Annotated in this window: 14 protein-coding genes; 2 read left to right on the plus strand and 12 right to left on the minus strand. The window is 45.2% G+C overall.

Annotated elements, in window-relative coordinates; genetic code table 11:
- Positions 1 to 10 precede the first annotated feature (10 nt).
- From AC3WRW_RS13175 to AC3WRW_RS13205, 7 genes are all read right to left on the minus strand, one after another.
- The gene (locus tag AC3WRW_RS13175; RefSeq protein WP_492546863.1) at positions 11 to 193 is read right to left on the minus strand and encodes a DUF4937 domain-containing protein; all 183 of its coding nucleotides are present in this window, start codon (positions 191 to 193) and stop codon (positions 11 to 13) included.
- A 41-nt stretch (positions 194 to 234) separates the two neighbouring features.
- Positions 235 to 492, minus strand: coding sequence for a hypothetical protein (locus tag AC3WRW_RS13180; RefSeq protein ID WP_492546771.1), 258 nt, complete (start codon positions 490 to 492; stop codon positions 235 to 237).
- A gap of 52 nt (positions 493 to 544) precedes the next feature.
- The gene (locus AC3WRW_RS13185; RefSeq protein WP_492546772.1) at positions 545 to 799 is read right to left on the minus strand and encodes a DUF7660 family protein; all 255 of its coding nucleotides are present in this window, start codon (positions 797 to 799) and stop codon (positions 545 to 547) included.
- A gap of 34 nt (positions 800 to 833) precedes the next feature.
- A complete protein-coding gene (locus AC3WRW_RS13190; protein WP_492546773.1) occupies positions 834 to 1,466 on the minus strand; it encodes a hypothetical protein in 633 nt (210 codons plus the stop codon).
- A 531-nt stretch (positions 1,467 to 1,997) separates the two neighbouring features.
- Positions 1,998 to 3,110: a PAS domain-containing sensor histidine kinase gene (locus tag AC3WRW_RS13195; RefSeq protein WP_492546774.1), complete on the minus strand. Its 1,113-nt coding sequence runs from the start codon at positions 3,108 to 3,110 to the stop codon at positions 1,998 to 2,000.
- Positions 3,103 to 3,756 (minus strand): response regulator, encoded by a 654-nt coding sequence (locus AC3WRW_RS13200; protein WP_492546775.1) that lies wholly within the window; start codon positions 3,754 to 3,756, stop codon positions 3,103 to 3,105. Before AC3WRW_RS13200 ends, AC3WRW_RS13195 begins: the two co-directional genes overlap by 8 nt.
- Positions 3,757 to 3,845: 89 nt before the next feature.
- On the minus strand, positions 3,846 to 4,298 hold the full coding sequence (locus AC3WRW_RS13205) for a GAF domain-containing protein (protein WP_171684819.1): 453 nt from the start codon (positions 4,296 to 4,298) through the stop codon (positions 3,846 to 3,848).
- Between the two features lie 290 nt (positions 4,299 to 4,588).
- Here AC3WRW_RS13205 and AC3WRW_RS13210 point away from each other — a divergent pair, with 290 nt between their 5' ends.
- Both AC3WRW_RS13210 and AC3WRW_RS13215 read left to right on the plus strand, forming a co-directional pair.
- The gene (locus AC3WRW_RS13210; RefSeq protein ID WP_492546864.1) at positions 4,589 to 5,311 is read left to right on the plus strand and encodes a Crp/Fnr family transcriptional regulator; all 723 of its coding nucleotides are present in this window, start codon (positions 4,589 to 4,591) and stop codon (positions 5,309 to 5,311) included.
- Positions 5,312 to 5,531: 220 nt separating this feature from the next.
- Positions 5,532 to 6,314 carry an SDR family NAD(P)-dependent oxidoreductase gene (locus tag AC3WRW_RS13215; protein WP_492546776.1) on the plus strand — a complete coding sequence of 261 codons (783 nt, stop codon included), beginning with the start codon at positions 5,532 to 5,534 and terminating at the stop codon, positions 6,312 to 6,314.
- A gap of 54 nt (positions 6,315 to 6,368) precedes the next feature.
- On the opposite strand, the gene AC3WRW_RS13220 is transcribed toward AC3WRW_RS13215, so the two are convergent.
- The 5 genes from AC3WRW_RS13220 to AC3WRW_RS13240 form a co-directional block, all read right to left on the minus strand.
- On the minus strand, positions 6,369 to 7,010 hold the full coding sequence (locus AC3WRW_RS13220; RefSeq protein WP_492546777.1) for a ThuA domain-containing protein: 642 nt from the start codon (positions 7,008 to 7,010) through the stop codon (positions 6,369 to 6,371).
- A 26-nt stretch (positions 7,011 to 7,036) separates the two neighbouring features.
- Positions 7,037 to 7,762: an SDR family NAD(P)-dependent oxidoreductase gene (locus AC3WRW_RS13225; RefSeq protein ID WP_492546778.1), complete on the minus strand. Its 726-nt coding sequence runs from the start codon at positions 7,760 to 7,762 to the stop codon at positions 7,037 to 7,039.
- A gap of 26 nt (positions 7,763 to 7,788) precedes the next feature.
- Positions 7,789 to 9,417 carry a response regulator transcription factor gene (locus AC3WRW_RS13230; RefSeq protein ID WP_492546779.1) on the minus strand — a complete coding sequence of 543 codons (1,629 nt, stop codon included), beginning with the start codon at positions 9,415 to 9,417 and terminating at the stop codon, positions 7,789 to 7,791.
- Positions 9,410 to 11,233: a cache domain-containing sensor histidine kinase gene (locus AC3WRW_RS13235; protein ID WP_492546780.1), complete on the minus strand. Its 1,824-nt coding sequence runs from the start codon at positions 11,231 to 11,233 to the stop codon at positions 9,410 to 9,412. Before AC3WRW_RS13235 ends, AC3WRW_RS13230 begins: the two co-directional genes overlap by 8 nt.
- A gap of 72 nt (positions 11,234 to 11,305) precedes the next feature.
- Positions 11,306 to 12,688, minus strand: a complete 1,383-nt coding sequence (locus AC3WRW_RS13240) for an ABC transporter substrate-binding protein (protein ID WP_492546781.1) — start codon at positions 12,686 to 12,688, stop codon at positions 11,306 to 11,308.
- Positions 12,689 to 12,767: the final 79 nt, after the last annotated feature.

The raw sequence follows: 12,767 nt of genomic DNA on the forward strand, positions 1-12,767 counted from the left end.
TGAACATTTTCTATAAAATCTCATTTTCCCAGAGAGAAATAATGCACGCTTCTAATGGCTTATTTTGATTCCAACCTCCAACTTGCCCTAAAAACCCTTCTACTCCTTTTAATTGCTTCCATTGTTCTTGGGCTATCGAAAACATTTGTCTTTGGCTTTCAAGTACTTTGCATGTAATCCATTTTATAATCATTTCTTTCACTCCATTTATGGAAACTAGATAAAATTGCTCCTTTATTTGAACAAATACTTTGCTAGAACCATTAATAAAGCAACTGCAATAAACATTAATGAACCAACAAATAGAATAAAAAGAAACACTTTAATTAATTTTCTAACGTAAGTTTTACTTGGCTCATCAACCAAAAATGATAATAAAAGTGAAATTAAACACAAAGCGAGGAATTGCCACTTATATCCAATATGTAAATAAACGATTATTGCGTAGAGTAAAGAACCACCATACGATAAGTATTTTGTTTTTTTTGTCATGTTATAATGCTCCAACCTCTTCTATAGGGTTTCTTATAAATTCTATGTCTTATTACTCGTATATTTTTGATGCGTATAGAATATCAGCAAGCATCTTCCATGATGGTTGCTCTGGAATGGGTTGATTAGTATTGTTATAGTAACTATCCATTGTTCCTATCCAAGCTTCCATATTTTCAAGGTATCTTTCTAACGTTGGATTTTCCCAATCGTCGTTACTTGTAGCTAAGTCCTTCCTAAGAGCGGAAAGAAACTTAATGAAATCCTCTTTTGACCTTATTTCATGTATCATTTTATGTAGAAGCATATAACCCTCCGCAATCAAATTGCTTATTTAACAACTATGCTGGAAATAAATCAAGTGCCACAACACTTAAATCATCAGCATCAACCCAAAGTTCAATATAAGGAACAAATGATGCAAACATCCTTAGCGTTATAGAATGGCGAAGTTCATCTCCCAACTTCCATCCCGTAGGTGACAACGGCAATCGTTCACCTTTTGAAAAATAAGCATTTTCGATAAATCGCTGAATAGACTTTGTATCAGTTATTTTTAAAGGCTCTAACAAGTCTGTGTTGACTCTGAATTTTCGAAGTGTACGGCACGGCTTTTGAGAACTAAGTAAGTTTCTATTTTTGTTGCGATACAAATCAGCAACTACAGGTATCTTACCGTCGACCATTAGGTCTTGAAACAGCTTTCTTGATGAATCCGTTAGATATTGCATCATAATTTCTTCTATCTCAGTTTCAACCCACACAGCTTTGACCACTTTAAAATGCGGAGCAATTTCGTTGAGAATAAGGTTTCTTGCAGTCGAATCATTTGCAGGCAATTGAACCATTGTATTTTCAGATAATAAATAGCTTGGAGCAGCGAAAAATTGTCCAAGTTCAGTTACATTTGTTGGATTAGTTTCAAATCGCATCTGTTCAATTTCTAAAGGGCTTATGTTCCAGCGAAATTGCACTAAAACTTTTTCGTTCGACCTCTTCCAACCATGAGAACATATTGATTACCTACTTTCAATCAAATCGTGCTTTCATGAATCCTCATCATCGTATGCGTCACCTAGAGGAATAAAATCTTCTTCAAGGAAGTACCAGTATTGACCTTTGTTTTCAATTAGCTTCATTAGCAATTCAGTAAAAGTAAAAGGATTCATTGTTATTAGCTCAGTAAAAATGTCCTCACTCAGAAAGATCACCTCTACTTTTCATTATTTTCTAACCATTCTTTCCCCTATGATATCGCAGAAGAAAAGAAAAAACTCCCTTCTATTTGCTAAACGGCGCAGATAAAAGAGAGCTTTTTTCTCGCTCTATTGTTGCAGGAGTACGTGAAACTCCAGCGCCTTCATCACTTGAAAGCCTCATGTATCAAGACTTCCAAGCGATGAACGACAATATTCCCAGTCTACTCGCTTTTTTCTACCGTTTAGGATCCATCCAGCATATCCATATCGATTACTTTTGAGACAGTCTGCTTAATTTAATCGTCCTCATTTCACCGGCACCCTCAAAACCACTACCGTCCCCTCTCCCACCCGCGAATCAACAGTTAACTGGCCGCCTGCGCTCTTAGCTCTCTCCTCCATACTAAACAGGCCTACCCCTTTAGCCATGCTGTTTCTTATAAAACCTTTCCCCTTGTCAACTATTCGCACCTCAACGCAAGATTCAATCTCATGCAGGGAAACGCTAGCCTCTGAGACATCCGCATATTTAGCAATATTGGTAAGCGCTTCTTGTATGACGCGGTAGATCGTTGTTTCTTCCAGCGGACCGAGTCGTTTTCGCAAGGAGCTTTCCAGCTTTACTTTTATCCCATAGTGATCTGCATAGTTATCAATATAGGTGCGTATGGCAGGCACAACGCCTAGATCATCCAAAACCGAAGGCCGGATCTGCCATGCTAAGCTTCGCACTTCTTCAATGATTTCGGAAACGTTTTGCCTCAGAATCGTGATCTCCGGGTTCGCCGTTTCCCCTTCTCCAATGAACCGATCCATCTGGATGAGCAAAGAAAAAAGGCTTTGACCAATGCCGTCATGCAGTTCGCGGGAAAACTTTCTGCGCTCTTCCTCTTGAATTTGCATTACCTGCGACATCATCACCTTGAGCTCTTCTTCCACTCGTTTAAGTTCCGTAACCTCATTCCGAATCGCGAGATACTGATAAGGTTTGCCCTTTTCATCCACGAATGGAACGATCGTTGTATCTACCCAGTAATAGCTTCCGTCTTTCGCTTTATTTTTGATTTCCCCATGCCATACCTGCCCTGAGGAAATCGTTTGCCAGAGATGGGACATGAATTCCTTCGGGTGATAGCTGGAGTTAATAATCCGGTGATCGCGCCCTAACAGTTCAATGCGGGGATACTTTGAAATTTCGCAAAACTTGTCATTGACATAGAGAATGACTCCTTTGGGATCCGTCACCGCGACAATGGAGGATTCGTCGAGCGCAAATTTCACATTGGACAACTGCTGCAGCGACTGTCGTAAGTCCTGTTGAAATACGGCATCTGCGATATGCTCGTCAAGGCGATCCAATAATTCGCCGACATGCTCGCCGATGACATTCGGAAACTCTTTATCCAAAGTCTCACTCAAAGTTCAGCAGTCCTTTCTTCACGGCGAATTTCACTAATTCCGGTCTCGTCTTGAGGCCAAGCTTCTCCATTACGTTGCTTTTATGGGACTCCACGGTTTTGACACTGATGATCAATTGTTCGCCAATTTCTTTATTTGAGAAGCCTTTGGCAATCAGGCTCAACACTTCCTTTTCCCGCTCTGAGAGTGATTCGAAAGTGTCTTTATTTTCACCTTGTTTTAAACGTTCAATATATTCATTCATGAGCCTTTTCGTAGCCGTTGGATATAAATAGGCATTGCCCGCTGCTACAGAACGGATAGCCGTCAATAGCTCCTCGTGCGGGGCGCTTTTCAAGATGTATCCGGATGCGCCGACATGAATGGCTCTGAATAAGTATTCATCGTCATCATGCATGGTCAAAATCAGAATGGCTGCATCCGGCATTAGTCGTTTTAGTTCCGTTGTCGCGGTAAGTCCGTCCATGCCTGACGGCATATTCAGATCCATCAAAACAACATCCGGTTTCAACCGCAAGGCTGCCTGAATCCCTTCTGCACCATCCGCAGCTTCTCCGACGACTTCCATATTGTGTTTGCCATGGAGCAGCATCATTAATCCCGACCTCACCACGGCATGATCATCCACGACTAGAATTCTCAACATCCCATCCTCCTTGTAACCGGCTATTATGACCAGCCCTTCTTCTTCTGTCCTCTAATCATAACAAAAATGATGCCTTCCCGTAAGAACATTCACGTTGCCTTTTCCTCTATGAAGGAAGTTAAGGTGTGTATTCTATCTTGGACAGCTTCTATTTCACTGGCTTCAAATCTGGTTTGTTCCCGTTTCCCGATATATAGCAGACCCAATATCCGATGGCTTGAGCCGGTCACTAGCGGAAAAGCCGCAGCAGACTGCAAACGTTCAGCAAGCATAACGGGACAATGCAGTCTTTCCTGGTTAATCCGGGGATTCGTTTCATCCAGTTTAACCCAGCGGCCAAGGCGCAGAACAGCTCCGGCTAGTCCAAGGCTCACTTTTTTTATGACCATTTGTCGATATTTGTCGTTTCCATTGCCTAGTACATACTTCCAGTAGCTGCGCCCTCTGTCATCAGGAGGAGGCGCCAGCGCAATGAAATCACTTGAGGTCAAGCTTCGCAAAAGCTCCAGTTCTACTAGTATGTTTACCTCTCTACTTGCCACACAGGGCACCTCCGTTTCGACGAAGCAAAGCTGAGTTTTTCTTCACCAATCATTGTAAACGTTTTGAGACTTCTTGTAAGTCAGGGAAAACCCTGATTCCCGCATCAGGAATTTACGCAAATGCAAGAGCTGGCTGTGATTTTCCTCACAATTAAAATAAGGAGTTTCCCCCTGAAAGATCAGTAGAACTCCCGATAACAACCTAGAACGAAATTCGATAAGATGAAGATAACCAAAGATACGATGAGGAGCTGGTCCCCATGGCTATGATGACTGCACGAAAAGATGAAATGACTGCTTGCAAGGCAGTGGCACCGAAAGATCCAAAAGGGAATATGAATGGTTTCTCTCCGGAAAATTTCGCAAGACTGCAGAGCATTATGCATGTAAAACGTGCTGCTAAAGGGGATTTTTTGTTCTGGGAAGGCGACACGGCAGACAAATTATATTATATCGTCCAGGGCGGAGTCCGCGTCACCAAACAGTCTGAAACAGGCAAAAGCTTCATTCTTTATCTGCATCAAGCCGGTGATTTATTCGGCCAAATCGATCCCTTTCAGAACTCGCTGCATAGTTTCGGTGCGGAAGTGACCGAGGATGGTGAAATTGGCGTCATTCAACGCAAAGACCTCGAAGTCCTGCTTCGGCAGCACGGCGACCTGGCTATTGAATTTATGAAATGGATAGGACTCGTTCACCGCATGACCGAAACGAAATTTCGCGATTTAATGATGTATGGCAAGCCGGGCGCGCTCTGTTCTTTGCTGATTCGATTAAGCAATTCGTACGGCGTTCCCCAAGGCGGCAACATTCACATTCATTACAAAATAAACAATTCCGAAATGGCGGACATGATTGGAGCCACCCGCGAAAGCGTCAATCGCATGCTAAATGATATGAAAAAGGACAACGCTCTCGACTTCAACAATGGCTACATTGTCATTAGAAACATAACTTACCTTCGCAATATATGCCGCTGCGAGAACTGTCCGTTGGAAATATGCCGCATGTAGGCTTATTGGCTTGACATCCCGCTACGCACGTAAATTCCTCCTTTGATCAATGTACCTTTATTATATGCCTTTCCTACAACTTTCTCTGTGAGGTGTATCACAGCTGGAATGAAGTAAAAATAATGCTACGAATAATCAAAATACAGATAAAGAAAGACCGCCAATTTTCACTATACTTATGAAAGGTTCATCAGGACTAGGAATGACAGGAGGATATGACATGGATTTGGGATTGACAGGAAAAGTAGCTCTAATTACCGGCGGAAGCAAGGGGATCGGATTGGTGACAGCGATCACGCTAGCGTCTGAAGGCGCTCATATCGCCATTTGCGCTCGCAATGAAGACGACCTGCGGGGCGCATCTGCGAGGATTGTAGAGAAAACCGGCGCGAAGGTTCATTATATTAGGGCCGACGTGTCATGTGAAGAAGATTGCCAAAGAGCTGTTGCGGAAACGGTGGAGCGCTTTGGGCGTTTGGATATTTTGATCAACAATGCCGGAACCTTCGCCGCCAGCCCTTTCGAGCAAGCAACGCACGAGGTGTGGACACAGGATCTCGACTTGAAATTGTTTGGTGCTATTCATTGTTCCAAAGCAGCCCTGCCTTACTTGAAGGAGTCAGGTAAAGGAGCGATTGTGAACATGTCTACCTCATCCGCCAAAACCCCAGGCGCATCAACGCTGCCCACTTCGGTCAGCCGTGCTGCAGGCTTGGCGTTAACGAAGGCGATGAGCCAGGATTTGGCCGCCAGCCATATTCGCGTGAATGCCGTCTGCGTAGGATTAATTCAAAGCGATCAAATCGAGCGAAGCTGGAAAAACCAGTATCCCGAGCTGACCTGGGAGCAATTCTCGCAGCTTCCCCACCATCAAATTCCTTTGGGACGCATCGGCTACACGCAAGAGGCCGCCAACGTCATCGCGTTTCTCGTCTCCGATGCCGCCTCTTATGTGACCGGCACATCGGTGAATGTCGACGGCGGAAAAGGTGCAACGCTATAAGGCTCTGTATGTGAAAACCCTCCACCCTGATCAAACAGGGTGGAGGGTTTATTATTAACGCTGCTTTCTCAAAGCCCATTGACCGCCCTGAAGGATCAACTTCCGGTACATCGGGTGCTTGAATGATTCCACATGATGCCCTGGCATGAGGTACACAACTCTGCCCAGACCGTACTCATGTGCCCAAGCAGCAGGCCACTTCTCGCCCTCATGCGTGTATTCGAGCAGCACCGTCTTCTCTGACAACGGATCCATATCATAACGGTAAGGCTCTTCATTCATGGAGAACGGCTCGATCCCTTGCGTGATCTCGTGTTCGGCGGAGGTAAGGTGGAAATCCAACGATGTATAAGGAGGATGTCCCGTAAATTTGGCGCCTATCAATTGGCTAAGCTCGTATCTTGCTTGCAGCGATACCCCGTTATGTATAACAAGCAGCCCGCCGCCTCCGCTTACATACGCTAGTACGCCTGCTACTTGCTCTGGCGTCACCTGGATCTTCCAACTATCCGTATAAGAAATGAATAAATCGAACGCTTTCAACTCTTCAAATGTTAGCTTCTCCCGGTCTTCCGATATTTCCACACCGATATGATCCCGGAATACTTCCGTAATGTCATCAGCTACCGCTTGAAGCGGATGATATTTGGCGTTTGTGATATCCCCCAGCAATAAAGCTTTTTTGTCGTTGTTCATATGCATACAAGCCCCTTTCGATTCTTTTACCAGCTCATTGCCTCTGCCTTGTAATCAAGGAAAGCCGGGTGCGTCAATACTTCTTTGTTTTCTTGATACTGCAATAGCGTTTCCACGATCTGTGAAGCTGCTTCTGCCGCTGCGACATCGGCTGAATCGTTTAATTTTCCGCTCATATACGTCTTCATCCAGCCTGGGTGGATGACAAGAACGCGTCCTCCTTTATTTTTCAATTGATTATGAACAATGTTGGATTGAATGTTTAACGCCGCTTTCGACATGCAGTAGCCGTACCAGCTCTCCCGCCACGTTTGATTAATCTGTCCGGCTTCGGAAGAAATGTTGACGATCAGCTTGTCTTCACCGTTCATCAACAGCGATATGACCGCATTCGTCACGCGCAGCGGACCCAATGCATTCACATTATACAACCCCATCATCGCGTTGAAATCAATCTCGCCAAAAATCTCATCGTCCTTGCCGCTGGCGATACCCGCATTATTAATAACAAGATCCAGCTTGCTCGTATACCCGCCGATCTTGAGCGCAGCTTGCCTAACACTCTCGTCATCCGATACGTCCAAATCAATCGCGATTAGCCTTCCGTTATAGGCATAGACCGCTTTGTCGAGCTGATTCCAATCCAGCATAAATCGTCCAGCGAACACGGTGTATCCTCTTTCAAGCAGTTGAACAGCCAACTCATACCCTAACCCCCGGTCCGCTCCGGTTACCAATGCACACTTTGACATGGCTATCCCACCCCCGCATTTTTGACTTACACTTTGACACTTGCAAATGATTTTAGCTTTCTGTATTCGACAGGCGTCAGCCCGTTATAAGACTTGAATATTTTGATAAAATAGCTCTGGCTGTCATATCCCAACAGCTCGCAAATTTTACACATCGGCTCATTGGTCATATCCAGCAGTTCCTTTGCTCTTTCCATTTTCATTCGGGTTACGTATTCAATAAAAGTTTCCCCGATCTCCTTCTTGAACAAACGGCTGAAGTAGCTGGAATTCAAAAACAGATGCTCGGCCACCTCCTCCAGAGAGATGCGCTTATCCAAATTCATGGACACATATTGCAAAGCATTCAGCACAGACAGACGCTTGCTTTGGTCCATAATTTCCCCCGTCACCGAGATAGCGGAATGGAAGTAATCGATCAGCCAATGCTCCAACTCCGTCATCGTACCGATCTCCAGAATATCCTTGTGCATCACATCGACGGAATACGTGGATCGGAAATGCTGTAAGGATTCCAATTTCAGCTTCAAATCCAGCAGCAGCTTGAGTACCCAATCCTTCACCATCTCCGGTGGATACGCCTGCTCCTTAAATACGTTCATCCAACGCTTGATAGTTGGCAGCAAGGCCGCTTCTTTTTTATCGACAAGTATGTCCCTAAACTCTTCATTGGCTCTATCGTAATTAGCGAATACGCAGGCTGGGACAAGCTCCCGCTCCTGTTGTCTGGCAATCTCCCCTTCGCCTAAATAGAAACGCTGTGCAGTGCTGCCCAGCAGCCCTTTAAGACCCAGCTTCAGTTCCTCGGGACTAACGCTTATGCTTCCGATCAAATAAGTCATCTTTATTTTCAAAAATCGGTGCAGTGCCCCTTGTATCAACGCAATCGTCCGCTTGGTTTGCTCATAGGGATTGATCTTAAGACCCGGAGGATATAGAAACAGCATAAAAGATTCTTTGGCATCATAGTTGACATGAATCGCCCCGGAATGTTCCTTATCCAGGACCTCCCGAATCACATTGTTAACAGCAAAGCGCAAAATATCGCCTGATACGAATCGCTGCGCAACGCTTCGGTAATTGCTGATAAAGCCCATGACCGGCAGGCATACCTGCCCTTGAAAGCTTAAGCCGAAAGCTCCAGCCTCCGCCTCCCACTTGGCTGCATCCAAAATAGGCTCTTGAATGGTGCTGCGAATAAACTTCTCCTTCATCATCTCTTTGCTGCGATCAACCAGATTAAGCAGATGGGTATGCAGCTGATCCTGCCGCTGTTCTTGATCCAGCTTCTCCTTGAATTGGGCTAGCAGCTTCTCCAGATCTGTTGGATTCAGCGTGTCCTTCAATAGGTACTCCTGAACATTCAGCTTCATAGCCTGCTGCGCGTAATGAAATTCACTATGGCATGACAGAATTGCGACCCGAATATCCGGTTTCCGCTGCTGCAGCTCACGTATGAGGTCCAAACCGTTCATCTTAGGCATGCCAATATCCGTAATGACAATATCCGGCATGTCCTTATCGCACGCTTCCAGAGCGCTAATCCCATTCTCATGAACGCCGGTCAACTGCAAATCGAGGCTTTCCCAGGCAATGGCTTCCGATAATAACTCAAGAACGGGATAATCATCGTCCACCAATATTACTTTATACATGGCTGCGTCCCTCCATTTCCCTGGGAAAAAGCATCGTTACCCAGCTTCCTTTTCCCCGTTCACTGTCGATCTTCATTTCAAAAGCATCCCCAAAGGTCAGCTTCATCCGTTCCCATACATTAGGCAAACCTACGCTGGAGAAGCGGTATGCGTCTTCGCCCTCCGCCGTGTTCAATCCCTTGCCTAACAGCACAGTATGACGGAGTTTGGCTAATACGTGGGGTTCCATGCCTTGCCCGTTATCCTCAACAATCACGACGAATTGGCGTTCGTTGACAATGGCCCTCAGCGTAATCGTTCCAGGGCATTGATTCAACCCGTGAATAAGCGCATTTTCGATAATCGGCTGCAGAAAGAATCTCGGCACCTTCTCATAAAGCACATCCGGTGACACATCAACTTCAAGATTCACCTTTTCCTTTTGCCGCATATCCATTAATTGCACGTACTCCTTGACGGTCTCCACTTCCTCGTGAAAGCAGATCAAATCTTGATCCTGAGAGATCGTCATTCGGAGAAGCTTGGAAAGTGAGCTCATCATCTGCGCGCTTTCCACATCTCCTTTACGCAGCACTTTCATTCGAATCGAATTCAGGACATTGAACAAAAAATGCGGATTAATCTGCACCTGCAGCATGGCCAGCTCTGCCTTGCGCTTACGCGTCTGAGTCTCTGTAATTTCAGCAATCATTACCTTGATGTGATCCAGCATGTGATCGATGGACATGCCGAGAATTCCGATTTCATCCCTGCCCCGGATAAAGGAGCGAACCTCCAAATTGCCCCGCCGTACGGTTGCCGCCACTCTGCCAAGATGTGCAAGCGGTTTCGTGAACGCTTGGAGGAGATACAGCAGCAGCAATAAAAACACAAGAAATGAAATGACTTGATAAATCAATACCTTTTTAAAGATGGAATCGATTTTGAAAATCGCTTTTTTGTATGGAATTAGTGACACAAGCTTCCAATCCGTAACGCTTAGCGGGAGCGTTGTCAGCAAATAATCTTCATCCTCGATGCGAATGATATTCGAAGCGTGCTCTGCTGCTTGCTTCACATAAGGAAATTTCAATCCGACGTGCTCGCTGTTCCTTTGTGAAAGAATCGTATCTGACTCATCCAGCAGCAAGGTTCCCTGATCGGAAGCAATGCGGTTGAAAATTTGGTTCACTTGATTTTCCATGATGGTGACAATAACATAGCCGTAGATATCGAGCCCTTCGCCTCGCAGTGTGCGGGCTACAGAGATTTGATGTGAATTTTTCAACGACTTTTCGGTTGAAAACACGGTCGGCGCCGTTCCCACCCAGTAGGATTGAAGCCCGCTCAAATCTTTTAATTTACCGAACCAAGGCTCTTCGAAGATTTGCAGCGGTTCATACTCATACAGCGGGTAGTTGGTATAATACGTTCCGTTTTTCAATAAAATCGTGACATAGCTTTTCTCGCCTGTGAACGTAATATTCGTGATTTTGCTCGTTATCTTATATCTGTCTGCAAATTTCCGATATTCAATATCCGCTCCCTGATATCCGGTTCCTGAAACCTCTCTCAGAATCGTATTAATTTCCGAATCCATTTGAATATAATTCGTAATATTCAGCATGTATTTCAGTAAATTCGTGACGTAGCCGTCTACCAGCTTTAGCGATTCCGCCGCATTGGATACCGCTTGTTCCTTAACCGCGTCGCGCGTCAAATAGTTGTAGACCGAGATGGTCATACAAGCCGGAATCAAGATGCAGACAACGGATGCAATCATTAATTTAAATCGAAGCGTTCGGGGTGGCATCATTCTAGCCAGCATCTTCCACATCTGCGATCCTCCCTTATTGAAACCAGGAAGGGCTAGCCTGTGCCCCCTCCTACTTGCTTCTATTATAGCTATTTATTTTTTATTGGCATCAATCAATTTTTGAACGCGATCATTCGATTTTTTGATCATCGTGTCGATATCCTGCTTGCCGAAAATCAACAATTCAAATTCCTCATTGATCGCTTTATTGATTTCCGCTTGATACGTCACAGGAGGAATCGATTTGGCTGATTTGTAACCGGTCATCACGTTCGTAATCGAGGCTTTATCCACCTTTTCCGGGTTTTTCGTTTTGCTCAGAATGACATCGACAATTTTCCCCATTTCCTCCGGCTTGACTTTGCTCCATGCTGGAATCTGCTTGCCTTGGACGATTTGCCCTTCTGTCGTATACCAACGAATGAACTTATACGCTTCTTCCTTATGTTTGGAATTCGCCGCTATCGCCATGTAATCTGTGATATACGGCGCGTAGCCGCTAGGATCGCCAGGCGCGTTTTTCGGATATGGCGCTACGGCCACATTGAAATTCAGCGGGAATTGGTCTGTACCGCCAAGCTCGCTCGTAAACCAACTGCCCATCAGAACCATGCTTGTCGTTTGGTTAAAGAAGGCCGGACGATAGTGCAGCTTTTGCGATATTCTTTCGTCGTACGGAGTTAAAGATTTGTCCTCCTTCTCCATTTTGAGGTAAAGCTCAATTGTTTTTCTAAATAAAGGGCTATCGAGATTGGAGGTGCCGTCCGCTTTCAGGAATTCCATATTTTCCGGTTGATTGCCTAACTCCAGTTTCATAAACTCCATGAATCCGCCGTCAGTCGGCCCGTGGAAGAATGCTCCGTAACGCTTTGTTGCGCCATCGACTTTCGTCAATTTCTTGGCATAGTCCCTGAACTCATCCCAGGTCCAATCCGTAGGCACCTTCAGTCCCGCTTGATCCAAATGGTCTTTGTTCAAAACAACATACCAAGGTGTAAGCTTCGTCGGCAGAGCATAATATTTGCCGTTGAGCTGCGTATCGACCTTATATTCTTCACTAACCTTAAAGCCTTCTTTGGCAATGAATTCATCCATCGGCGCAGCAATCCCCAAGGCAACCCGCTTCGCAAAGCTGGCTGGGTCTGTCAGCATCAAGACATCCATCGTTTCCCCGGAGGAAGCGGCCAAATCGAGTTTTTTATTCGCCTCTGCCGTATCCCCCTTATCGCTAAGCTGAACCAGATCAATCTTAATATCGGGAAATTTCTTCTCAAAAGCGGGAATGGTTTCCTTCCAGTTGTAGTTCGAGTCCATGCCGTGCGTCAAAAACCGAATCGTAACCGCTTCCTTCGACTTCCCGCCGGACGGCGTGCTGCTTCCCTCTTTGGATTGTGTTTTATTTTCGGCGGAACAACCGACAAGCAAACTGATTCCCACAGTTCCTACTAGCAAAGCCTTGAACGCATTCTTTTTCAAGTGTACCCCTCCATATTTTGTGATAGCGTTTCCATTGCATGCTCGATTATTGTAACAAGATCTTTGACTACTTCTATAA

The organism is Paenibacillus sp. FW126-R14 (assembly GCF_058789495.1).

Excerpts from the sequence above, each read along its gene's own strand:
- AC3WRW_RS13175 (WP_492546863.1), bottom strand. The coding sequence starts at position 193 with ATGATTATAAAATGGATTACATGCAAAGTACTTGAAAGCCAAAGACAA.
- AC3WRW_RS13180 (WP_492546771.1), bottom strand. The coding sequence starts at position 492 with ATGACAAAAAAAACAAAATACTTATCGTATGGTGGTTCTTTACTCTAC.
- AC3WRW_RS13185 (WP_492546772.1), bottom strand. The coding sequence starts at position 799 with ATGCTTCTACATAAAATGATACATGAAATAAGGTCAAAAGAGGATTTC.
- AC3WRW_RS13200 (WP_492546775.1), bottom strand. The coding sequence starts at position 3,756 with ATGTTGAGAATTCTAGTCGTGGATGATCATGCCGTGGTGAGGTCGGGA.
- AC3WRW_RS13210 (WP_492546864.1), top strand. The coding sequence starts at position 4,589 with ATGACTGCTTGCAAGGCAGTGGCACCGAAAGATCCAAAAGGGAATATG.
- AC3WRW_RS13215 (WP_492546776.1), top strand. The coding sequence starts at position 5,532 with ATGGATTTGGGATTGACAGGAAAAGTAGCTCTAATTACCGGCGGAAGC.
- AC3WRW_RS13220 (WP_492546777.1), bottom strand. The coding sequence starts at position 7,010 with ATGAACAACGACAAAAAAGCTTTATTGCTGGGGGATATCACAAACGCC.
- AC3WRW_RS13225 (WP_492546778.1), bottom strand. The coding sequence starts at position 7,762 with ATGTCAAAGTGTGCATTGGTAACCGGAGCGGACCGGGGGTTAGGGTAT.
- AC3WRW_RS13230 (WP_492546779.1), bottom strand. The coding sequence starts at position 9,417 with ATGTATAAAGTAATATTGGTGGACGATGATTATCCCGTTCTTGAGTTA.
- AC3WRW_RS13235 (WP_492546780.1), bottom strand. The coding sequence starts at position 11,233 with ATGTGGAAGATGCTGGCTAGAATGATGCCACCCCGAACGCTTCGATTT.